Source organism: Flavobacterium panici (assembly GCF_903819335.1).
Lineage (GTDB): Bacteria > Bacteroidota > Bacteroidia > Flavobacteriales > Flavobacteriaceae > Flavobacterium > Flavobacterium panici.
In genome coordinates, this window is the sequence record NZ_CAIJDE010000059.1 from 1 (window position 1) to 24,018 (window position 24,018).

The 24,018-nt window shown below is 32.1% G+C and carries 21 protein-coding genes; 9 read left to right on the plus strand and 12 right to left on the minus strand.

All coding sequences use genetic code 11. The features are described from left to right. Nucleotides 1-90 precede the first annotated feature (90 nt). Genes FLAPXU55_RS19285 through FLAPXU55_RS19300 form a run of 4 tightly spaced genes read left to right on the plus strand, consistent with a single transcriptional unit; the run spans nt 91 to nt 3,599 of the window. Nucleotides 91-1,533 carry a hypothetical protein gene (locus FLAPXU55_RS19285; RefSeq protein ID WP_180860368.1) on the plus strand — a complete coding sequence of 481 codons (1,443 nt, stop codon included), beginning with the start codon at nt 91-93 and terminating at the stop codon, nt 1,531-1,533. 11 nt (nt 1,534-1,544) lie between these two features. Beyond that, a complete protein-coding gene (locus FLAPXU55_RS19290) occupies nt 1,545-2,156 on the plus strand; it encodes a hypothetical protein (RefSeq protein ID WP_180860371.1) in 612 nt (203 codons plus the stop codon). Nucleotides 2,157-2,176: 20 nt separating this feature from the next. Further along, nucleotides 2,177-2,971 (plus strand): hypothetical protein, encoded by a 795-nt coding sequence (locus FLAPXU55_RS19295; RefSeq protein WP_180860374.1) that lies wholly within the window; start codon nt 2,177-2,179, stop codon nt 2,969-2,971. A gap of 34 nt (nt 2,972-3,005) precedes the next feature. After that, nucleotides 3,006-3,599, plus strand: coding sequence for a hypothetical protein (locus tag FLAPXU55_RS19300; protein WP_180860377.1), 594 nt, complete (start codon nt 3,006-3,008; stop codon nt 3,597-3,599). A gap of 76 nt (nt 3,600-3,675) precedes the next feature. On the opposite strand, the gene FLAPXU55_RS19305 is transcribed toward FLAPXU55_RS19300, so the two are convergent. Next, complete coding sequence (locus tag FLAPXU55_RS19305; protein WP_180860380.1) at nt 3,676-3,903, minus strand: helix-turn-helix domain-containing protein; 228 nt, start codon at nt 3,901-3,903, stop codon at nt 3,676-3,678. Nucleotides 3,904-3,912: 9 nt separating this feature from the next. Then, nucleotides 3,913-4,185 carry a helix-turn-helix transcriptional regulator gene (locus tag FLAPXU55_RS19310; RefSeq protein ID WP_180860383.1) on the minus strand — a complete coding sequence of 91 codons (273 nt, stop codon included), beginning with the start codon at nt 4,183-4,185 and terminating at the stop codon, nt 3,913-3,915. 90 nt (nt 4,186-4,275) lie between these two features. On the opposite strand from FLAPXU55_RS19310, the gene FLAPXU55_RS19315 reads away from it, so the two are divergent. Both FLAPXU55_RS19315 and FLAPXU55_RS19320 read left to right on the plus strand, forming a co-directional pair. After that, a complete protein-coding gene (locus FLAPXU55_RS19315; RefSeq protein WP_180860386.1) occupies nt 4,276-4,617 on the plus strand; it encodes a hypothetical protein in 342 nt (113 codons plus the stop codon). 128 nt (nt 4,618-4,745) lie between these two features. Continuing rightward, nucleotides 4,746-5,693 carry a homocysteine S-methyltransferase family protein gene (locus FLAPXU55_RS19320; protein ID WP_180860389.1) on the plus strand — a complete coding sequence of 316 codons (948 nt, stop codon included), beginning with the start codon at nt 4,746-4,748 and terminating at the stop codon, nt 5,691-5,693. Here the strand turns inward: FLAPXU55_RS19320 and FLAPXU55_RS19325 are convergent. Continuing rightward, nucleotides 5,690-6,373, minus strand: coding sequence for a cytidylyltransferase domain-containing protein (locus FLAPXU55_RS19325; RefSeq protein WP_053470600.1), 684 nt, complete (start codon nt 6,371-6,373; stop codon nt 5,690-5,692). The two genes, FLAPXU55_RS19320 and FLAPXU55_RS19325, sit on opposite strands and share 4 nt — an antisense overlap. Nucleotides 6,374-6,658: 285 nt before the next feature. On the opposite strand from FLAPXU55_RS19325, the gene FLAPXU55_RS19330 reads away from it, so the two are divergent. From FLAPXU55_RS19330 to FLAPXU55_RS19340, 3 genes are read left to right on the plus strand one after another with little or no spacing between them, the layout of a single operon-like run. Further along, nucleotides 6,659-7,258, plus strand: a complete 600-nt coding sequence (locus FLAPXU55_RS19330) for a cytochrome b/b6 domain-containing protein (protein WP_053470599.1) — start codon at nt 6,659-6,661, stop codon at nt 7,256-7,258. A gap of 60 nt (nt 7,259-7,318) precedes the next feature. Further along, nucleotides 7,319-8,044 (plus strand): hypothetical protein, encoded by a 726-nt coding sequence (locus FLAPXU55_RS19335; protein ID WP_180860392.1) that lies wholly within the window; start codon nt 7,319-7,321, stop codon nt 8,042-8,044. 43 nt (nt 8,045-8,087) lie between these two features. After that, complete coding sequence (locus FLAPXU55_RS19340) at nt 8,088-8,783, plus strand: XAC2610-related protein (protein WP_180860395.1); 696 nt, start codon at nt 8,088-8,090, stop codon at nt 8,781-8,783. Between the two features lie 5 nt (nt 8,784-8,788). Here FLAPXU55_RS19340 and FLAPXU55_RS19345 read toward each other — a convergent pair whose 3' ends face one another. The 9 genes from FLAPXU55_RS19345 to FLAPXU55_RS19385 all read right to left on the minus strand — a co-directional run bounded on the left by FLAPXU55_RS19345 (nt 8,789) and on the right by FLAPXU55_RS19385 (nt 24,017). Beyond that, nucleotides 8,789-10,093, minus strand: coding sequence for an ATP-binding protein (locus tag FLAPXU55_RS19345; RefSeq protein ID WP_180860398.1), 1,305 nt, complete (start codon nt 10,091-10,093; stop codon nt 8,789-8,791). Nucleotides 10,094-10,193: 100 nt separating this feature from the next. Then, entirely contained in the window at nt 10,194-10,847 is a 654-nt protein-coding gene (locus FLAPXU55_RS19350; protein WP_053470595.1) for a hypothetical protein, read from the minus strand. Continuing rightward, a complete protein-coding gene (locus FLAPXU55_RS19355) occupies nt 10,844-14,953 on the minus strand; it encodes an eCIS core domain-containing protein (protein WP_235992109.1) in 4,110 nt (1,369 codons plus the stop codon). Before FLAPXU55_RS19355 ends, FLAPXU55_RS19350 begins: the two co-directional genes overlap by 4 nt. 9 nt (nt 14,954-14,962) lie before the next feature. Next, on the minus strand, nt 14,963-16,495 hold the full coding sequence (locus FLAPXU55_RS19360) for an eCIS core domain-containing protein (RefSeq protein ID WP_235992110.1): 1,533 nt from the start codon (nt 16,493-16,495) through the stop codon (nt 14,963-14,965). A gap of 40 nt (nt 16,496-16,535) precedes the next feature. Further along, nucleotides 16,536-17,396, minus strand: a complete 861-nt coding sequence (locus FLAPXU55_RS19365; protein ID WP_180860401.1) for a DUF6734 family protein — start codon at nt 17,394-17,396, stop codon at nt 16,536-16,538. 19 nt (nt 17,397-17,415) lie between these two features. Beyond that, entirely contained in the window at nt 17,416-18,243 is an 828-nt protein-coding gene (locus FLAPXU55_RS19370; RefSeq protein ID WP_180860404.1) for a DUF6734 family protein, read from the minus strand. Further along, nucleotides 18,240-18,818, minus strand: a complete 579-nt coding sequence (locus tag FLAPXU55_RS19375) for a hypothetical protein (protein WP_180860407.1) — start codon at nt 18,816-18,818, stop codon at nt 18,240-18,242. The genes FLAPXU55_RS19370 and FLAPXU55_RS19375 overlap by 4 nt, the downstream gene beginning before the upstream one ends. An 11-nt stretch (nt 18,819-18,829) precedes the next feature. Beyond that, complete coding sequence (locus FLAPXU55_RS19380; RefSeq protein WP_180860410.1) at nt 18,830-20,587, minus strand: contractile injection system tape measure protein; 1,758 nt, start codon at nt 20,585-20,587, stop codon at nt 18,830-18,832. Then, nucleotides 20,571-24,017, minus strand: coding sequence for a PKD domain-containing protein (locus FLAPXU55_RS19385; protein ID WP_180860413.1), 3,447 nt, complete (start codon nt 24,015-24,017; stop codon nt 20,571-20,573). The genes FLAPXU55_RS19380 and FLAPXU55_RS19385 overlap by 17 nt, the downstream gene beginning before the upstream one ends. Nucleotide 24,018: the final 1 nt, after the last annotated feature.

Sequence of the window (24,018 nt, forward strand, 5' to 3'; positions counted from 1 at the left end):
GTCTTATATTGATATTATCTGAACTTTTAGTGGCGGTATACTGATTTTTAACATGGTAAATTGGTTTAATTAACTTATAACCAAAAAACTATGAGAACAAAATTTAAGAATGCAGCAAGATTAATTGTCGTTTTTACGATTTTAATCACTTCTACAAAGTGTCAGACAGATGATCATTTAGAACAGGCAAATGATAAAACCCTTTTATCTGCCAAACAATGGTTTAAAAACTATGAAACCGAAGGAAATAATTATGCATTATTTCAGAATTTAAACTACAACTGGAGCGATGCAGCAATAACAAATTCAGAAGATGGGACAAAAATAATTATAGTTCCCATTAATGAAATCAAAAAAGACCCAAGAGAAACCTGGGAACAAAAACTGTATATTTATAAGCTAGGCGAAAATAATTACGAAGCTTCATTGATTGAAATATATCCTGATAAAAATAACACAGATTCAAATAGTTCGTTAATCGAAAGTGGAATTTTTTCTGGTTATATAAGTGTTGGGGATATCAAAAAAGGATTTCTAAAAGTGGCTAAGTTTGAAAATGGTCAACTTGTAGAAAATGGTATTATTAACCTGCGTTCTAAAAGTAAAACTGCTAAAGCCCCTTCAAATCAAGTTCCGTGTCCTGTAGGAACAGACTGTGATACAGATACAGGCGGTGGAGCAATAGATTTAAAAGAGGTAGTTGTAAACAATAACTATAAAGACCCATCAGGATATATTATAACATATAATTATGGCGGTGGTGGTTACACAGGTGGCATAACTCCCGCAGATTATACAAATCATGGAACTGGTGCCAGTGGTATTACAGCGCCAACACCTGCGGAAATTGCGGATGCTTTACAAAAGAAAATTGACGGTTCTAAACTAGATCCATGCCCTAAAGCTGTTTTAGAGCAATTAAAAAATGCAACAAATGTTGATATTGCAGCTATATTAGAAAAATTAGGGTCTAGTAAAGTATTTACAGTTACTATAGCATCAAGCTCAGTGATTTCTAGACCAGCATCAGCTTCTTCTACTGGGGTTCCAAATAATTATAACATTAGTATAAGTTCAAATTACACAAGTGCTACACGATTATTTAGAGCTTCAAATTTATTGCATGAAATGATACACTGCTACTTTTTTAGCCTAGTTGATGACTATACAGCTAAAAACAACCCAGCAATATTTAATGATTTTCCAACGTTATTTCAGAAATTTGTTGACAAAAAATATCCCGGCTCTAAAGCTTCTGCTCATCATGACGAAATGGCAAATACATATGTAAATGCAATTGGAGCAGCATTACAAGAATTTCAAACTGGATTACCAGTCCCTTATGGAGAAATTCCTAACCAAATCTATACAGATTTAGCTTGGGGAGGATTACAGGAAGCTCCAATATTCCAAGCAAAATTTCCTGAGGGAAGTTTAGAGTATAATAGAATTATTGGAAGATATAATGGTGAGAGTGTTAATTCTACTATTAACGGACAAGTTCCTATAGGAAAACCATGTACCATTAATTAATTTACAATATCATGAAAAGACTTTTTTTTTACTTAATTACAATAATAACATTATCAATTTATAGCTGTTCTTCAGTTAAGGAAGGCCTTTCACCTGTTAATGTATATTTAAATTTTAAATTTAAAAATAATGATACAGTTTTTGTCATTGAAAATAAGTTAAATAATAATTATGCAATAGATCTTCTAAAAGAAAGGTCTATTGCTGTAGTAACTAATAATACCAATGAAAATAGTGTTGGTTTGAAACCCCCACTATACACTGAAGAAAATTGGAATGCGATGAACCAAAAATACAGGCTTAAAAACACTGATGAAATTTGGTTAAAAAATACATTTTGGAATCAAAATGATTTTAAAAATGTTAAGATCAAATTTATAAAAGAAGATGTTTTTCCAAAACCATTCCTTTTTAATGAATACATGACAGAGAAAAAGAATGAAGTTATTGTGTTTTCATTTTCAGAACCAATTTTTTATAAAAATTCAGAGTATGTAATATTTGCAAAATCTGAAACTACTACTAAAAAACAATTTATTCAACCTAATTCTATTGTTGTTATGAAAAAAGAAAATGGGAAATGGATATTATTTCAAGAGATATATGATGGGAATTATTATTAAAAACAATACCTTTTTGAGTCATGAAAACATACATTATAATCATATCCTTTTTCTTTTTCGTGAGCTCTTTAATTGCTCAGGAAAAAGAAAAAGACACGCTTTTTTTTGGTATAGATAAATATTATACCATATCACCTACAATAACTCCAAATCTTAGTTACAAAACTTATTCTGACTGGATTGAAGTTACAAAAGAACAAATGGATCATACAAAAACTAATGGGTACATATCTTTTATTGGCGACGGTTATTTGACCAAAAATTTAAAGCCCAAAAAGATTCTATCAATAAAAGAATATATAGAAAACAGAAAATTCTATTATGATGGAAAATACAATCAAATAGTTGACAAATGGAAACTGAAAGATTCTTTGACTGATAAATATATTATATATTTTGTTAAGGGAGATGAATTTATACAGCCTAGAATTTTAGAATACAAGTCTTATTATCCAAGACGTGATAAAGATTGGAATGCTGTTCAAAACAAAGTAAAAGACACACTTTTTTTTAAGTTAGACAATGAATATGTTTATCATTGGGAAGATACACCGGAAGAATATTTCATTAAAGATTCGATGGGTAACGAGCGTTTTTTTTTCAAAAAAGCAGAAATATTAAAAACTTTAAAATCAAAAAAGTTGCTTAATCTTAAAGAGTTTGTGCAATCTTCCAGGTTTTATAATAAAGATAAACAACAAAAATTAAGTGATCACGATTTAGCTGATTTTCTTAGTGATTACATTATTTTTTTTGTTAATGAAAATAAATCTGAATTTATTCATGTAAATCCAACGCTGGTAGTTTATGATTAATATACAGTTGGTAAATCTTGTAATTAATTTAATTATGAAAAATTTTAAATATTTGTTTTTAATTATTTTTTATTGCAGTTGCTCGGTTTCAAAAGACGCGAATGTCTCAATAAATGATTATTTAGACTCTGCAATAAAAGATAAAAATGAAGAAATTATTGTAGTCAAAGAAAAAATCAATACTAATTCTATAATACAAATTTTTCAGGGTAATATATTAGTAGATAACAATACTAAAAAAACAGAAAGAGAAGGAGGAGTTCCTATTCCGTTATATAATGAAAATGACTGGTTAGTAATGAAAAAGAAATATGAAAATCAAAATACTGAATTTTGGCTTAACGTAGAAACATGGGACAGTAAAAACTTTGATTCAAAGAGAATTATTTTTGAAAAGCTTAAAAATTGTGTTGGCTCTTCTGTAATTGATAAATATTTAATAAAAGAAATTCCTGTTTATTCATTCTCGGAACCAATTATTTACAAAAATAAAAACATAGTAACTTTTGCTACTGCAAAGGGAACTACAAAATCATTTGGACTAGGTAGCGTCTATATTATTGTAATGAAAAAAGAAAAAGGAAAATGGATGGTAATAAATAAAACAGAAGAAAATGCTTTTTATTGAGAAATCTAAATAAACAAGAAAACCATTCAATTCGAATGGTTTTCTTGTTTATTTAAAGTTAGATAAAGTTCTATAATTATATTTTATGGAATAACTCTGCTATTTCAACATTCAGCGCTTTACTGATACGAATAAGCTTGTCAATACCCATAATTTGCTTTCCTAACATATACCTCCTTAATGCTTCGATATCTAAATCAGAATCGTGCGCAACGTGTCTTACTTTAAGATTTTTTACTTTAATAATCTCTTTTATATTATTTCCGACAGTTTTGACAGATTCAGGTACTTCAGTTTTTCTCATTTTCGAAGTTTATTCATTTGAAAATGGAGGTAACTCAAAATTAAATAAATCGCTAAGCGGTACTTCTAACGCTCGAACAATTTTAAATATAGTACTTACAGTAGGATTTGTTTTTACAGTTTCAATTCTGGCAATTTGTGATAATGTCATTTCAGCACGATAGGCTAGTTCTTCTTGTGATATACCCTTTTCAGCGCGTATTTCTTTTAGTCGCTTGGCCAGCAACTGTAAACCCTCTTTATCGAAGATTAATTTTCTAGGTTTAATATCATTCTTTTCCACTTATCAAAAAGAAGATATAAATAAGAAAAATATTATAGCACATGTGCTATAATTTGTATATTTGCTCATATTTTAAAAAATAAAAATATTATGGAAAAAAATGAAATGGAAAATGAAGAGAAATTTAAAAAATTAATGCGTTACTATTTTAAAACCTTAAAATCGGCGAATAAAGAAAATGAACATTATGTTGCTGAGGTTAAGTTCTCGAGTTACTACGAGCTTGGATGTGTTATTAATGAGATGCTAAAACTATGTATTTTGTGCGTGGATCATGACGTGCATAAAACTTCGGAAACTGATATAAGAACAAGTATTAATTTGTCTTTAATTTTAGAAGTTGTGCATCAGCTTTTTCCTCTAGATACATTTGAATTTTTGGATGAAATCGATGAAATGTTCCTTAAAAAAGTTCAAAATATAAAAGAATAATGAAATGTTTTTTGACTATTAAAAAAAGCCTTTCCTGATTTCGAATAATTTTTTTAGAGAGTATCAAATTTTGTATATTTATATATGTATTTATTTGATTGTTAAATATTTATAATTATTTTAAAGATATGAAAAACAATAATAAAACCTTGCCAAATGAAACGGATGAAATATTTTTAACAGACGGCGGACTCGAAACTACATTAGTTTTTCTCGAAGGATTTGATCTTCCGTATTTCGCCGCTTTTGATTTATTAAAAAATCAGGAAGGATATAACGCACTTAAAAATTATTACATCCGATATTTAAAAATCGCAAAAAAGTATCAAACCAATTTTATTCTGGAAACCCCAACCTGGCGCACAAATCCAGATTGGATCGAAAAGATTGGTCATCATAAAAACGAATTAGCCTTACTGAATGAAAAAGCCGTTATTCTTTTAGAAAATTTAAGAACAGAATTTCAAAACGATATAAATTCTATTTTAATAAGCGGCTGTATTGGTCCTCGCGGCGACGGTTATGTACCAGAAAATTGTATGAGAATTGAAGAAGCACAGCAATATCATACAGCACAAATAGAAGCTTTTAGTAAAACCTCAATAGATTTTGTTTCGGCACTTACCATGAATTATATTGAAGAAACTATTGGAATTGTTAAAGCTGCAGCATCTTTTAATTTGCCTGTGGTTATTTCTTTTACAGTCGAAACAAATGGCAAACTTCCAACGGGAATGAGTCTAAAAGATGCTATTGAAAAAGTAGACGAAAGTGTCAATATTCCGCCAATATATTATATGATTAATTGCGCGCATCCAACACATTTTTTAAATGAATTAAGCGAAAACAAAAACGAAAACTGGGTAAAACGTATCAAAGCTATTCGTGCCAATGCATCCTGCAAAAGCCACGCCGAATTAGACGAAGCCACAGAACTAGACAGGGGAGTACCCAAAGAATTAGGAAAAGAATATAAAACATTAAAAGATTCTTTCCCGCATTTAAATGTTTTTGGCGGCTGCTGCGGAACCGATGAAGAACATATTGTTGAAATTGCTAATGAATTAAAAAATTAAACTCCACTATGAAAAATAGCAGGAAATTTATCTTGGTTCGCAAAAACCAATTTCACTAATTCATAATTAGTATCCGAATCCAAAAGCGTATTTTCAATTTCTTTTACTTCGGATACTGTAGCCATTTTTCCAATCTTTTTTCCATGTTTGCGGAAAGAAGTACGAGTAAAACCATAAAGAATCCCATTTTCGATTATTGAAAATTGAAATTCATCATTCATTTCTCTTTTTTCGAGATCATAATTTCTCAACTCATAACGCTGTATGCTGAAAACCGAATCAAAATATTCTCCGGGCATGACATAGTCCGTATATTGTTTGATGAAACTATCTATGGTAAAGTTTGTCAATAAAGGATTAAAACTTTGAAATTCGATAAAATGTTCACCCGAAATTTTTTCAAGAGTATGAGCCGTTATCAAATCTGATTTTATGTCTTCACCAATTAATGATTCCGGTCGGTCAATTATTCTTAATCTGCCGTTCCATTTGCAATATTCTTTAACTTCCTCAGAATCGGTGTTGATTACAATACTTTCAAATTGAGTGAATTTCAGTAATTTTTCAATCATATACTCATACATGGGTTTTCCATTAAATGGAAGAAAATTTCTATTAGGTAAAACATGCAAAGGATACTCTTTTTGTATTGGTAAAAGGGCAGTAAGAAAATTGCTCATAGTGTCTTTATAAAAGAATTAAAAATGACGTTCATTTTATAAGGCTAATTTATAAAGATAGAATGAACTGGTTTTAGGTAGAAATACTTGATTTGAAGTAAGGACCTAAAGAATAAAAATAGTAAATTATTGGTTGTGTATTATCGGGTTGTTGAATCGATGAAGAACATATTGTTGAGATTATTGGTCAGTTGAAAGTTGTATAAAGTGTTTTCTTCGAATTGAATGTTTGTAGAAAATGAATATATTTGAAAATAAAGTTGACAACATTTTTAAAGAAAATAAATGCACACAATAAAACAGCGAAGATTATTTACGAAAAGAGAATATAATATTCTTGACAATAAACTGAATTATAAAACATCTTATATAGGAGGTGAAAGTGAAGGAATGGTTGCCTTTGAAAATTTGTCAAAAGAAAAAACGACTTACAAAACATCCAATAATATCATATTAGTACTTTCACTGCTTATTTTTGGAATTGCAGGAATCTCTTTTTATTTCCGCAATGATAAAGATTCTGACCCAGACGCATGGATAGTTTTTACATTTATAGCAATTGTTTTATTTACCGTATATTTTTTTATGAATGAAAATTCATGGAAAATTAGAACTCATAATAATGGATATCTCATTCTATTTAAAAAACACCCCAATCAAAATTTTGTTGATGAATTTATATCAACATTGTTTCTTGAGAGAGATAATTATTTGCGAGAAAGATATCTAAGCCTTGATCCTAATTTAAACTACGAAACACAGGTAAATGATTTGAGATGGCTGCGAAACGTTGAAGCAATTTCTAAAGATGAATTTGATAAATACTATTCAGATTTAAAATTATTATACGCACCAAAAAGAGGAGCAATTGGCTTTGATAGATAACATGAGAATTAGCACAAACTCTATTAAAAATAATCATCCTAATAAACAATCATTTCCCTTATGAAAATTACGCTCCAAATTTTAATAATCAGTATGCTGTTATTCTCTTGTCAAGAAAATAAAAAGGAGCTAAGTGAAAAACCACATAAAAAAGAAATTGTAAGTAAAAAGAAAGAAGATTTTGTATCGCCTGGAGAAAAAGTAAATGACGCAATAGCAGATCTTACCATTAAATTTTCTGATTTAACGATTTCAATGAGAGACGATGATACAAGCTGGAAAGATGAATATGAAGAAACCGATAATATTTATGAAACCAGAAAAGATACAGCCGTTTTTTATCTTGATCCGGGTTACTCTCTTGAAAGATCATTTAAAATTGATCAAGCTGAGTTTGATGAAATAGAATTGTATGGACAATTTGAAATAAACGTGGGAATTGATACAGAACGAGAACTTGATGTGCCGTTTTGCCTTATAGAAGATTGGAAAAGCTACACTTCTGAATGGACTAAATTTAAAGTCAATAAAAATGATTTGCAGCTCCCAATGATTGATGATAGAATAGACCGCCCAATAGATTTTACTATTGATGAACTCAAAACTGCTGTAGGGAAACACTGCGGTCCTGAATGGTTAGATGAAATCAAGAATATTAAATCTCTTGATAAAATAAGAACCAGCTTTTTTACAACAAGATACATTTATAAAATTAGAGCAAAGAATAGTAAAACAAACGCGATAGTTGAAAAATTCATTGTCTTTTATGCACCTACAAGCTGTTAGAATTTAACATCACTATTAGATTCAGTTCTAAAAACATCTAAAAATGAAAAACCTTATTTCGATATTTATTATTTTACTTTTAATGAGCTGTAGAAATACGGCAGAAAATGTTTCTTCAAAAAAAGATCGCAAAGATGAGGTTTCGGTAAAAGAACTTTCTCAAACTAAAATAGATACTTCTGTAAAAGTAAGTCCACCATTTATTCTTAATAATATAAAATGTAACTGGAAACAAATTGATTCTGTTTCAGGAGCAATTACAATAGAATTAAGAGACTATAAAACACAAAGGATTTTATTAAGCTATTCTGATTATTTTAAATCAGGAAATGATGTTAATGCAGAGGATTATTTTAACGAACATTTTCAGGATTTAAATTTTGATGGTTTTAAAGATTTTTTGATCACAAGCAGTGGAAGTACTGCCATGACAGATTTGGTAAACATATATTTGTTTAACGAAAAAACGAAATCATTTGAATTTTCTGAAGAGCTGTCAGACAATACAATAGACGAAGTAGATAAGGTTAATAGAAAACTTTCGACAAGTTCATTTACAATAGATAATGAAATTAGAAAAAAGCATTATTTTAATAAAAACGGCACAATAAAATATTCTGAAATTATAACCAGATTAGATCTTAGTCAAAACGATTCAGTTGGATATTATAAAGATAAATATGAAAAAATAGTAAACGGTAAAGTGGTTATCACAAAAGAATATACTATTATCAACTAACTAAGTTACATCATTTTCCCTTCTTTAGCATATTCCTTTTTAATTCCCTGAAGCAAATGATTCAGGTTGATACTTTTATTTTGATCTTCTAAAGTTCTCAAACAGGCATATTGAATTATATTTACAATATTCGCGCCTGTAATATCGTATTTTTTTGAAAGTTCGCTAAGATTTACATCTTCGGCAATCTTAATTCCTTTTGGCAGATTATTTTGCCACAGTTTTAAACGTTCGCCGTAAGAAGGCACTTCAAATTCAATTATAGATTGAAATCTTCTAGTAAAAGCGGTATCAATATTTGCTTTAAAATTAGAAGCCAGAATAACCAATCCCGGATGATTTTCGATACGTTGCAGCAAATACGAAACTTCCTGATTGGCATATTTATCGTGTGCATCTCTCACATTGGTTCTTTTTCCGAAAACGGCATCGGCTTCATCAAAAAACAGAATCCAGTCTTTATCTGTGGCTTTGTCAAAAAGAGAAGAAAGATTTTTTTCGGTTTCGCCAATGTATTTCGAAATCACCATTGATAAATCAATTCTATAAACATCTCTTTGCGTATATTTTCCTAAAAGTGAAGCTGTAAGCGTTTTTCCAGTTCCCGGCGCACCGTAAAACATCACTCTAAAACCGGGTTTTATCTTAGATTTCATATTCCATTCATGAAGTAAAATATCATTGAATTTAAGCCACGTTTCTATTTCTTTTATCTGATTTAAAGTAGAAGAATTGAGCACCAAATCATCCCAGTCTAATTGGGTTTCAATTAATTGAGCAGGGAAAATACTGCTAAGCTGTGGTTTTAGAATTTTTCCGGTAATGAATTTCTCGATGTATTCATCTTCTAAAATCAATAAACCGCTCAGTTTAGGTTCACCATTTGGAACAGCTTCTACTTTGATAATTCTTTTTTGATAAAGAAAAGACTGATTGTGCAGATAATCATAAAATGAAATTCGTTTATCGAGATCATTTCCCGCAATTAAAAACTGAGCCGTTTCGCCAGTTGGTAAAATGCCGCGATGGTTTTTGGTTTTTATTCCTCCAAATTCGGGCAATTCACCGCCATTTGGTAAATATTCGGCAATAACCGAACTTAAAAAATCGGGTTTCATATGAGGAACAAGAGCGAGTACCAACAAAAGAGTATCGATTTCTGTCAGGTTATTTTCGATGATGAATTCGTTTATAAACCCATTCGAATCAACTTGATTCAAAACAGGTTTTTCCATTGGGTTTTCGGTCTGAAAAAGGTTATCAAGCTGAAATACGAATTGGTTTTTTAGATAAGTGAATACATTTTCCATTTTATACTTATAATTCGATTGAAAAAAAAATCAAGTTTTGATATAGCTATAAATTAACATTAGGGAAAAGAAAGATCGGTACTTTTATTTTGTTAGCTTTTTAATCTAATTTAGCTAATTTGGTAAAATGCATTAAACTCTCCTTATCAATACTGCCATAATCATATTGGTCTTTTTTAATTATTTCTTTTACTACTTCATATTCAATAGGATCAAGTTTAAATAGTTCATTTAAAAGTCTTGAAATAAAAATGGGCTCATTGTGATATTTAATAAATAATTCATTAAAAATAATTACAACATAATCTCTATATTTTGAACTCTGTAATGCAAATTCGACCAGTACCTTAAATATAACAACTTTAAAATCCCATTCAATTTTTGGGTTTTTTATAAATTTTTCTAAATCTGGAATTATATCAAACCCCATCAATACAAGGGCTTTTGGCAATTCGGAACGAAAATCAAAAGCCTCTTCATTTTTTTCGTCAATTAATGCATCCAATAAAATAGGAACTGATTTTGTAATTTTTAATTGACCTAAAGCTCTCCATGCATGTCTTGAAGCAAAATCTTTTATAGTAAATCCTGAAATTGCATGGCTTAAATTTGAAGTTTTTACAATGTCGATTAGTTCGTTGGCATTTTTTTCTCCAATGTTCAATTCTTGAGCATAATTTGGCCAGTCTTTAGACAAATCTGTTTTTCCGAATTTGAATAATTTTTCTACTTCTTCTGAATATTTCTTTTTCATCTTACATAATAGTTATTACCTTCTTTGATTATTACATCATCTATTAAATTATTGATTGCATCTCTTATTATTGCATCTGTTCTGGAAAGATCTCTGGCTATTTCTCTATATCCTGTATAACTTGTTTTTTTGTAAACCTTTCCGTCTCTTTTAATTTGTCCTGAAATTTTGTTTCTCTTTAATAAATCTGTTACTAATTGCTCTGGCGGAGTAGCGGCTATACCTGTAATATTTGGAAAACTACCTGTTAAAGTCTGCGAATAGACTGAGTTAAGAGTAGTTCCATTTATTTCATCAATTTGGGCAGTTATAGATTGCGCAATATAAAAACCAAGTGCTAAAGTTAACTGTGCATTACTAGGAGATGGTAATGCAAAAATTGAATCATTTTTAGAATCTTGATAATAATTAACAGTCATTGAGTATTTTAAAATTTTTGATTTATTATCTTTTCCAAATTGCTCTGGACCATTATCCATATTTGTGTTTAAAGATTGTGTACCAAAAGCTAAATTGTCGTTAGTTGCTTTTCCATATAATGCAGCAGATAAAACGTGAATACCTTTAGTTTCAGATTGATTACCTGCATTTTTAGCTACAAAAGCATCTATAAAGCTATTTCCTGTCATTACACTTCTGTTTACTCTGGATTCCCCGGCTCCACTATCAGGTTGTTTTTTTGTTAATGGATTTGCAACAACTGTTTTTGGTCTTCCTTTATCCATAACAGTAGGCATAATTACTGTTTTTGGTGTAACTTTTTTAGGAGTACTTTTTTTAGTTAATTGAACATAATTATAATCCCAGGTTTCTCCGCCATCAGTTACAGAAGAAATATTTATAACAGATGCCTGATCTGTATTGACTTTGTTTTTAATGGCTTGAGCTTCATCAGCGGTAACTTCTCCTTCATCATTTTCTTTTTCAGTTTCAGAATCAATTTCCGCTAAAGCTCCCGCAAGTGGACCAGCTGGAGTTGCAGCTTCCGGTTCACCTCTTCCCATCACTCTGTCTAACAAAGCCATTCCCGTATCTACCGCTTTATTCACGAGCCATGTAAGCGCTTCATCAACCATTTGTTGTACAGAAATAATCATTTCGCCAATTCTTGCCCCAATTCCAGTTAAACCAACCTGATTAGCCAGGAATCCTATCACAACCGGCATAGCTTGTCCCATAGTTCTTTCGAGGTAATCTGCGGCTGTGGTGACATTGCCTCGGGCTAAATCAGCTACACCGTTGACAAATGAATTGACAACTTCGAGCATTTCACGCAAGTATTTTATAAAACTTTGTATCGCATTAAAGAACGCCATTGCACCGTTTATCACCGCCATAATTCCGGTTGGGTCTAACATGCTTAAAAGTCTGGCTGTAATTCTGTTCACAATGCGTTCCATGACAAAGTTTTTCACGGCATCGAGAACGGTATTCCACAAGTTACTAAGCTGTTCTTGTATTTTATCCCAAATAGCAGTCATACCTCGTTCCTGAACATCTTTAATGAATGTCCAAATACCTTCGAGTGTATTAATCATGCTGCGGATTCTGGCAACTCTTGCAGGCCCAATACGAGGATGTGCGGCGAGTTTTTCCCAGATTTTCTCCATCGAGATATTCAACACTTCCATTACCCAGGTAATAACACCTTGCAAAGAGAAATCACTAAGTACCGGAATATTGGCATCTTTTAACTCACTCATTAACCAGCCGGTTACACCATTTATTAAATGGGTTACAATATTGTCAAAGAATTGTATGAATCCTTGTTTTAGGGCTCGCAGTATATTTTTTAAGAAACCAATTGGATCTTTTTTAATGTCATCAATAGCTTCTAATGCTCTTGTAATGATATTTCCGATGAGGTCAAATGGGAAATTCATGATTTCGAGAATGGCTATAATAACGATTCGGACAATTTCTGCGACAAACGCAATTAATCGGCCTATAGGTTCTCCAAATTTATCAATGATTCTCAAGAAAGCATCTATAGGATGGATGAGGTCATTGATGCTCATAGAATCCCAAATGTCGGTAAACAATTGAATTATAGATTGCGGTGTCATGTTGAGCGTCGCTACTGCAGCTTCAATTTCGCCTACAATTCTGGCTATTGCACCAGATTCAACCATTTGTGCATATTGTTCTTCTCCACCGTCCATGAGGCTCATAAAACCTCGTATTAGATTTGGAACTGTGCGAGGTACAGCTTCTTGTGTAAAAGGATCTCTTCCAATAATTACTTTAATAAGTGAATAACCTCTTACAGTTGCAGCTTGAGAAGACAGCCATCCTAATAATGACTCCTTAACAAGTTCTAATACTTTTAATGCCACGCCTGAGGCAAAATCCCAAACCCTTTGCAGGAATCCTCCAGCTTGGGCTGCAAGTGCTGAAAGATTATCAGCAATATTGACCAAATTTGCAGGCTGAATAGCATCCCAGGCTGCAGTTATGAGTGCGCGAAGTTCACCTAACAATGAATTGAAAGTTCCAACCTGAGTGTCAAGCCAGTCGGCAGTTTTTTGCAGCGTGCCTTTTTCACGCATTTGCTCAAGCTCTGTTTGCTTGTCTATAAGTATTAAGAAATCTTCTAATATTTCAACCGTTGTGGCATTGACTGCTTCATCGCGTAACGGGTCGTATTTGATTATTTTTTTGATTAATGACCAGGCTTTGTTTTCTGCCAGTATAGGTTCTGCCACACCAATCAAGGCTTCTTTTATCCAGGTAATAACCTGATCTACTGTTGAACTTACAAAAGAAGTTATTCTGTTAACTACTTCATTAAATTTTTCAGTAACTAAGTCAATTATACCGGTATAAGGGAATGATATTTCGTCCCAAACCTCTTCAACTAAATCTAAAATACTGTCGATCGTTAATCCCAGTTCGCTTAATTTTCCTTCTACCCAGTCAAAAACCTGCTGCAAAATTCCATATTCCTGAAGCTTGTCGAATATAGCAGTTCCAAAAGGAACAAGACCCATTAAGCCTTCAACCAGATTAATTGGAGTTCGTTCTACATCAACTTGTCGCAGCGGATCATAACCAATAATAACGGTGAAAAGAGTATAACCCGGAACGTGTCGTGCCTCATTGATGATCCAGTCTGGAACTAAATCCAGGAACGAACCCTGAACCATTTCGGGAGCAGGGGATATAGGTTCCGGTTTTTTTCTAATGGCAGCTCCCTGTTGTACAGTATGTGTTAATTCATGAGCGAGTAAATGCTTGCCCTCTTTCGAATTTGGATTGTATTTTCCTTCGTTAAAATAAATATTGTTTCCGGTTGCAAAAGCCTGAGCTCCCAATTGCTTATTCATTTGAACAGCGTTAGAGTCATTGTGTATACGGACATTGCTGAAATCAGCTCCAATGCCGGATTCCATTTCGGTTTTTACTTTTCCGGATAGTGGAGAACCTCCGCCTTTACTGCTGTTTAAATTCGATTCTAAATTTGAGTTGTCGCCAGGATTCGCATCGGCAGCAGCACTTTTTTGTATTTGTTTTTCGTCGTCTTTAGCCTGTTTCTCTTCTTCTTTTTTCTGCTGTACATTTTCTTCTTCTCCTTTATTTTTATTTTGGATTAAAGGTTTGAGTGAAAGTGTATTTGTTTTTGAGGTAGTTTCTGTTTTTTTGACTTCTGTCTTATTCTGAATTGTCTCCTCTTTTTTCTGGATTTTATCTTCGAGTTTATGTTGAATTAAAGTTTTTGAAGAAAAAGCCGGATTAATTTCTCGCTTTTCTGGCATTCTGGAATCAAGTTTATTTTGGATTGATTCACCATTTAACTGCCCAACTGGTGTTATGGTTTCGGCTGCCGTTTTTTGCTGAATTTCTTTGTTTTGTTCTTCTTGCTTTTGAACATCAACCGCCAATTTCTTTTGCATTACCGGCGATGGCGAAAAGAAAGTGTCTGTTTTTGCTGTTTGTTTATTGGCAACTACTTTGTCTGCGACTCTATCGGCTTCTGCTTCAAATTTATCGTTAGATTTTCCTATATTCAATTTTGCCTGTACCCCAAAAAAAGATTCCTTCCCTTTGTCATGATGTGACGCAGAGTGCGAAGGATTCGTATTTGTTTTTTTGGTTAAAACTGGCATGAATAAATTTTATTTAATTGATACAGATGCTTTTATTAGTGCGTTACAAAATGGAGGAATTGTCAAAGAGATTGTATGTTTTCCTTTTTTTAAACCGGGCAATGAAACGAAAGTTGTTTTCTTTTTTGTTGTAGGATTAATTGTATCTCGCAATTTTCCATCTACATTAACTTCAAACGCATTGCAGCCGCCTGTTTCTGAATTATCATGTAAATCTTGTGCGACGATTTTTAAACGATTCTCGCATCCTTCTTCTGCAAAAAAAGTACCTGATATTTGATTAGTGAATGTACCTCCCAGAATAGCAACGAAATCTTTCCTGCTGCATGGCGGAGGTTCTTTTTTGCCTCCTTTTTCAGCGACCAGTACATTGTCTAACGCTCCTATAGTTTCCGGGCCAACAAGACCGTCAATTTTATTCAAATTGTTATCTGTTTGAAAGCCTATTACCGCATTTCGTGTTTCGCTTCCAAAATCTCCGTCTGCTCCAAATTTTGGTAAACTTTGACCTGCTTCCAACAACCCCTTCTGCAATTCCGCAACATAATTCCCTTTTTGACCAGTAGAGATCAGCATTTGATTATCATTGGCTTTTTCAAGCGGAGGGTTGCCTTTAAACTGTGGATTTTGGGGTCTCTCAGCTTGTAAATCTTCAGGATGGTTTTCAATAGATGATTTTTGTATTGTTCCTGATTTTTGTTTGGCTCCGGTTTGCTGCACCGTGTGGGTTAGTTCATGCGCTAATAAATGTTTTCCTTCCTGAGAACTTGGATTGTATTTCCCTTCATTAAAGTAAACATGATTACCATTGGTAAAAGCCTGCGCGCCTAATTCCTGACTCATTTGAACAGCACTGGCGTCGGTATGAATTTTTACATTACTGAAATCAGAGCCAAAGCCAGATTCCATTTCTTTTTTGGTTTTTTTGTCTAATCCGGTTCCGCTTCCTTTTGAGCTGTCGAGCTTTTTTTCTAAGTCATTGTTCTGAATTTCAGTTTCTGAATTTTGCTCTTTCTTTTGAACTGGTTTTTCTTCTTCTTTTTTATCTTTTTTCTGAACGTTTTTGTCTTCGCCCTCGCATTCGGCACATTTTTTTTGTACTTTCTTGTCTTCCTCTTTTTCTCCCTTTTTCTGTACTTTTTTATCTTCTTCCTTATCGGATTTCTTTTGGACTTTTTTGTCTTCTTCTTTTTCTCCTTTTTTCTGTACTTTTTTATCTTCTTCCTTATCGGATTTCTTTTGAACTTTTTTGTCTTCTTCTTTTTCCTTGCCCTTTTTTTGCAAAGGCTTTTCTTGTGCCAGATCTTGTTTTTGAACTGTTGAAATGGTTTCTGAAATAGGTTTTTGCTGAATAGCTTCTTCACTTCTTGATTGCAAGAGTCCTCCCGTTTTACGTTTGTTCACGACTTTATCAGCAACATTATCTGCTTCGGTTTCGTATTTGTCTCCTACAGTACCTGTGGTTAGTTTTTTTTGAATTTTTGGTCCAAAAAAAGGAGAAGAAGAGGGGTTAGCTATTTTTTTGTGTTCAAATTCTCTCATGATATATTATTTTACCATTTTTGGTTAATAATTTGTTTGACTAAACAAACTGCGGATTATTCGCGATAACATCTTCTTTCTCTAATGCGCTTTTGATTTGCATATACCAATACGGAAATATTTTAGAGAGCCGAAGTTCAATTTCATCAACAACATATTTTTCATATTTTTTCATTCCAAAAAAATGAGAATACCCAATAGTATCGGCGTATTTTCCTTGCTCTGTTATGTTTTCTCCTTTTAATAGTATTGCAGGATTATTGTTTTTATAGTTCAGTAACGATGCAAGAGTATATTGTTCTATTAAAATGCAGGTTTCATAACCTTCTTCTTTCAATGCAGAAAAGTTGTTTTGATTTTCAAGATATATTTTCTCTAAATCATAATAGCTTTTTATAAATTCATCACGGAGTTTGAGATCGTTAAAACCAAAAATTCCGCAATTATAGGAATAGCCTAAATTGGGATGCCAATAAGGTAAGTTATTGGTGTATTTATTAAAAAATTCTACCTGCTTCTTATAATGAATTTCATAAGTATCTTCTTTGCGTTCTACTATTACATCATCAAAACTAAAATCTATTTTTTTCTTAATAAATATGTCAGTGTCTACGTGAACAAATGGTTTTGTCTGCAGTTCCATGGCATTAATTTTAGATTTCATCCAAAGTTCTATTTTGTTGTCATTGTTCACTTTGGTAACAGCACAAGGAAGCATATACAGGAACTTAAAGCCTATTTCATCTACATAAAGTTCAATTTCATCATACCACATATGGCTGTATAATATACTTAGAGCTGTCATGTAGATCGTTTCCTTTAGTTTGTCTCCCATATCCCATCTGTTATTCATAATAGGAAGTACATCAAGGCTATAAATGATCTTGTGTGTTTGTTTCATATACAGCTATTTATAGTTTTTAAAAGATACCTTCTTTCTCTAATGCATTCTTTACTTCTTTGTACCAATACGGAAACAGTTTAAAAAGCCTGTTTTCTATTTCCTGAACAATGTCACTTCTATATTTTTTTTGACCTACAATGTGTGAGTAACCCATTTTATCTGCCAGCTGAAAATTTTCGAACAATGTTTTTTTCCACAGCAATAACGTTGGTTTAATATTATGATGAGCTAATAATGACGCAAGATTATATTGTTCTAAAACAATGCAGGGCTCTATTTTTGCTATTTTTGGATTATGATTTTTTATAAAAATTTCTTCTAAATCATAAAAAACTTTTAAAAACTGGTCCCGAAGTTCCAAATCTCTAAAACCTAATACACCACAGTTAAATGCATATCCTAAATCTGGTTTCCAATGGTCTAAATGTTGAGTATATTTATTAAAAAAATCTACACGGTATTGGTACATGCCGTATAATTCGTAATCGTTTTGTTCAACAATTACTTTATCAAAATCAAAATTTATTTTTTTCTTTATAAAGACATCATTGTCAAGATGCACAAACGGTTTGGTTTGTTTTTCCATCACATCAATTTTCGATTTCATCCAAATAACTTTGTCTTTATTACTGTTAATTTTAGTAACTCTGCAGGGAAGCATATAAAGAAACTTATACGCAGTGTCATCAGCATAAAGTTCGATATCCTGATACCATAAATGGCTGTATAGTATACTTAATGCAGTCGAATAAATCGTTTCTTTAAATTTATTCCCTTGATTCCATCGATTATTACTAACAGGAAATGCATCTAAGCTGTAAATTATTCTAGGCTCTTCCTTCATAAAATATTTTTTTTAATAGTATGAATTAAGTTTTTCTCTTCCAGAAAAGTTACATTGTTGTACAAAGAAGCTTTTCGGCTGTGTTTATATAATCGTCTCCATTCGTAATTTATTCCTGCTATTTTCGAGGTTTTTAGATGTATCTCATTATTATGAAATTTTTTCATTTCATTAAATGAGGAGTGCCATACCATTTTGCCCAAAAGAGGTGATTGGGTAAGGCTTAATCTCGAAAAATCATTTGGAAAATTATCTACATTTATTTCCTTGCCATAAATTTTGAATTTATAAACCAATGTTTCTCCGTTTTTGGTTCTGTAAAATTTAGAGGTGTATCTCTTTATGTCAACTTTATGCTTAATTGGGTTTAAATCTTCTTCGTTTTCATACATTATATCCAAATCATTTACGCGCATTTGATAGTACTGACGAAGGTTCAAATAATCGGCGATTCCTCCGCAAAAGGCGATTTTCGATAAATCAAGATTATCGAATACAAATCCTAACGCTTTTTGCTGTTCAATAAAAATATTTTTTTTATCGTATTCTAAAAAAGAGGCATTCTCAATATTCATACTTTTAATTTTTACCAGTTAACATATATGATTCGTTTTTTCCAGGCCAATTTTATAATGCTCAAATTCCAGCTTAATTTGTCTAATAAAATATCTTGTGTTTTTCGCTCTATAATTATTACAGGGCTGTCGTCTCCATTAATGTTCAGTTTTCCCGGGCGCTGCAAAAATTCGTTTTGCAGCAATTCTGCCGATGATGTTTTCATTATATCCCAATTGCTTAATACCGCCTGAAGCATTGCTTCTCCTTCTTTTTTCATTTCTTCAGAGAGTACAATGTTTCTTTCAATAGGCTTGGCTATTGGAATATTACATAAGAATTTTTCGAAGGCCATAGCGTTCTCATAATCCTGTTCTTTTCCTGTGGCTATATAATGCAAAAGGTGCGTGGCAACTTCGGGATTATTTATAGTATTGTCTTTATTGAGCAGTTTGCAATTATCAAAAAGAGATTTCAAAAAGGGATGAATCAATACTAAACCTGCATTGTCAAGATATAATTCGCTAATATCTGCAGCTAATATCTCTTGTTCTTTTTCTTCTTTTTCAAAAGAAAGCTCTTTTTTATCGATTACTTCTTCGTGATTATCCGGAGTTTTTTCTTTTGAGTTATTTGATAATGATTCGACATTTTTATCGTCGCTGTGAATATTTGCCTCTTTGTTTTTTGACAAAATCAATTCCGAATCGGGCGTTGACTTTTCATTATTTTCCTGAATTTTTTCTGATTCTATTGTTGTTTCAGTTTCAGTTTTTATTTCTGTCTCTGTCTCCGTTTTTATTGGTGTTTGGTTTTTTGGGAAAGTTTCTATTTCTCTTTCTGTTTTTATTTCCGTTTTTTTCTCTTTTAAAATAACGTTGTCTAGTTTTTTTTCGATAATCAAAACAATAGCATCAAGATTAGCCAGCAATTCGAGTTCGTTTTGGCTTTCAATCTGATTTTCAATTTCTTTTAGAAAAAGTTCTTTGTGTTCTAAAAAGTTGTTCTTTTTATGAAATTCAAATACACTGCAAATCAATCTGGAAAGCTTTTGTTTTACAATTGCATTTTTTGTTTCCAAAAGACTTAAAACAACTATTTCCCAGATTAAAAATCTTTGATTCGGGATCAATTGATTTTTTGCAATACTGGTTTCAATGTGTTTTTTTATTTCCTCAATCCTGATTATTTTGGCATTGCTGTCGGCACTGTTTTTTTTAAGCAATATTCCTTTTTTAATAATTGTTACAATTTGGCTGTCACTAAATTGTTTGATAAACCTTGTTCTTATAATTGGTTTTTGGACTGCATTTGTCCACTTAAAAAGAAAGGTTTCTTCACTTAAGATTTTATCAAGCGTAGTGTCTTCTACTATTTTGAAATCAGGGTTTAAGGTTGTCCACCAGGCATTTGTACCAGTTTCCAGGAAATAAAAAAAGCTTTCTATTTCTTTTTCTTGTGGTTTGATGACTTTATAGCCTTCTATATTTGCATCTTTTTTTTCAAAAACTTCTTCAACTTGTTTTGTGATTTTGTTTAGGATTTGTCCTTTAAAATCCTCAAAATCCAAATTTTGATTGATGGAAATATCAAGATTAAGTTTATCTAATTGTATGCTGTGCGAAGGATTTTTTGAATCTAATTCATTAAAATAATTTTCTAAAAACGAGAATATTTCCTTTTGCAAAAACGCATCAATATTGTCCTTGAGATAATACCCTTTTTCTTTAGAATTGGTATTTATCTCAAGGAAAACTTTATTGATTATATGTTTATTTGAATTTACCATCAGATGTAAGGTCTCCTATTTGTATATTTAAATTAGTCAGTATAAAATCGACTTTTGGGAATACTTTTAGCATGCTTGCTAAAAAGTCTTTCAATGATCCGTCCTTATCTGCATTGAATTTTATTTCTACGAAACTTTTAAATAAATTATTAAAAAGTAATCCTGCCGGGATAATCAATTTTTCAGATCCTTTAAGTGTTTCCGGATCCTGACATCTTAAAATAGTGTAATACAATGAAGTATTTAGCTTTATAAGTGTTTGTACGGCAGCAATCTGATTTAAATTTTGCAATCTAATGGCAGCAGCAACAACCGTAGATATAGAATTGAAATATTCCTGTGTGAACAATCCGGATATTTTAGCATTTGACTTACCGTTGATATAACTCGGAAGATCTTTTTGAACATCAAGAAATCTGCTTTCAGTATCAGAAATGAAGTTAACAGTTTCCTTATTGAATTTATTTAAAACGGAAGTTTCTCTTAAATTGGTAGTCGTTTCAATTGCCTCTTTCACAAATAAATCAGCATTGTCAAGACATATATTTACTTCAGGCACTTTTTTAAACTCAATTAATTTTGGCCCATCGGTTACTGAGCCACATTTGCCTTCGGCAGTTAATGCAACGAAAATAGAAGGTGCATTAAATGAAGAAACTGGCTTTATTATTGGATCTTTTTTATCCGTACTTATTATTTCCTTATCAATTTGCCAAGTATAAGTTGCGGCATTTACAGAGTTGTTGGTTAAGGTTAGATTTCCCAATGGATCGATAACAAAAGCAAAACTTGCAGTAGGCAGATCTAAAAGTGAAATTACAAGATTAGATGGTTTGCCGTCGATCAAAATCGTTACGCTTGTTACACCCGAAGGAACACCAGCCGGATTAAACTGAACTCCTCCTCTTGTTGTTACAATTCCTTCTCCAGAAATAACGGCCCCTTTTATATTTGGTTCAAGGGTAAGGATGACCGGTTTATCGTTTCTGCAAAAAGATACTTTGTTTACCAATTTTCCATCTACCAGTACTTTTGGGTCTTCAATTTCAAAACTCACAGGATGACTAACTTGAAATCCGCAGTTACCATTGTCTGCATTAAGAGTAACATAAAATGTGAATTTTTTTTGCGATTCACTATTGTACTTGTAAGTGTGTTTTATTTCTGTTTTATCATCGGCTACAAGAGTGGTTTTATCCCCAAAATCCCAGATATATTTATTGCCTTCAATATTTTCTCCGGTTACGGTAAAAGTAACTATGGTTTCGTTAACTCCTGAAGGTTTTAAAGGAACAGCAACAAAATCGAATTTTGGTTTTTCAAAAATGGTAATGGCGCATTCAGTATCAAAATTATTAACTGTAAATGTTATGGCTTGACCTATTAATTCTTTACTGACTAAATTTGGATCAAAAACAAGTAATCCATATTCATTTACTGTTACTCCTCCGTTTTGATCAGGTCGAACATTAGCTTTTACATAACCTCCTGCGGGAGATACTTTAAAAGGCAGAGGCGGTGTTTTGCTGTCAAAGCAAATTTTGTCTACAGGTAAAGTAAGTCCTATATTATTTTCGTCACAACATAAATACGGCAGCGAAAAATCAGCAACAACCGGATTTAAAATAGGGATACCTTCAGCAAATTTTTCAAAGTCACCGGTTAAAGATAGTCTGCGGCTTTTATTATAATAAGGTATTTTTTCTTCCAGATATATCATTATAAATGTACCGCCGGGAACTACGCCTGCTTTATGCTCGTAACCATGATTTTTGTTGAGGTAATATTGGGTAAACTTCTGGATCGTTTTATCCTGTTCATCAGCATTTACTGCCAGGATCATTATATTAAATCCCAGTCCGTTTTCTAATCTAATTTGTTGAATATCTTTTAAGGCTTCTTTGTAATTGCGGCCCTGATGTCCTTCAATTCTATAAAAATCACTGTCAAGATGTATTTCGAGTGGTTTTTTAGTATTCAATAAATCATCATGGTAACTAACATTGTTTTTTTGCAATCCTAAAATGGTTTTATCAAGATCCCAGGCATTAATAAGCGAATCGTTTACATTATTGTAAAACGGAATGGCTTTTTTGCCCAATTTACCTAATTGTAAAGAGGGTGTAATTTTTATAACATCGTATAAAGGATTGTAGTTTTCTAATAATTGTGCGCTTCGCAAAATAAGACTGTATATTCTTTGTCTGGCTGTGTCTTCGCCGTAGCATATATTTATTTCATCTGCTTTTTCTTCTTTTTTCTTTTTTTCTGAATCTTTACTAGGAACGGCATCCTCTGTAAGGCAGTCATTACAAGTGCTCAGGCTTTCTCCTGTAAGCAAAGGCGATTTGTAAAAAGCATGGCGGAATTCAAAACAAGGTTCTGTTTTTATTAGCTCGCCCAGCATTAAGTGTTTTGGAAAAGCATTAATATCTGGAGAACAATAACTATCGTCTATAGTAAGCAGCAATGCTCTGGTTTCGTTGTAAGTATCAACAAGATCGTTAAGAAGATCATACAGGTATTGAAAATCGGGAGGAAGTACCGGATTTCCTTCAAAATTAAATAGTTCAGCTATCTTTTTTTGAATAGACTCTGAAATGATTGGCATATTTAAGCCTGTCAGCAGCTTATTGTAGCCTTCCTGCAAATTCTTAACAACTTCGTTTTTAAAAATTCCTTTGGTAAAAGTTTGTTTTATGGCATCAAGATGAACAAAATCTTCTTTTTTAAGTACAATTCTGTTTGATTTTAGGTCTGGTAAATTATAGTATAAATTAGAATAATTGATTTTGCCAATCATACTGTCATGATTCATTATTTGTTTGGCAACGTCTTTGCTGACAATTAAAACTTTATAATTGCCTACAATTTCTAATCCCTGATTGTCACACGAAAGGCTTACGCATAGGTCAGATTCTTTTTCATAGGACTCCAGATACAAAAGAATTACGGCTTCTTTAAACTCAAATTTTGTATTTGCGGTAAATTCTGCTAAAGAAAAATAAGGGTCTTTTTCTTTTTTTTGCTGTTCTTCTGTCAAGAGTTCAAAAAGAGGCCATTGCTTGTTTGACCCATCATAAAAAAATGGTTTATAAGCCGCTTTTGTGTTGTCATAAATTTTGCAATGCGTATAGTTTTTGGAGTCAAAATCGATTTTTTTGTTTCCTAATGCATCTGCCTGATATAATTTAAAAAGATCACCATCTGTAGTTATACCAGTTCCCTGCGTTATTGAAATGGTTTTTTTATCCGGATCATAAGCCGGATAAAGTCCGCAAACTATACCAACGCCACTCAGGTAAATGCGGGACAGGCGATCCTGATCGTCAAAAAAATCTACTACCTCATTAAGGTTTCCTTCTGTAAGTACCTGATTCTTTGTGAATCGACGGTATTGTGTTGTTATTGTTGAAAGTTTTGCTGACATG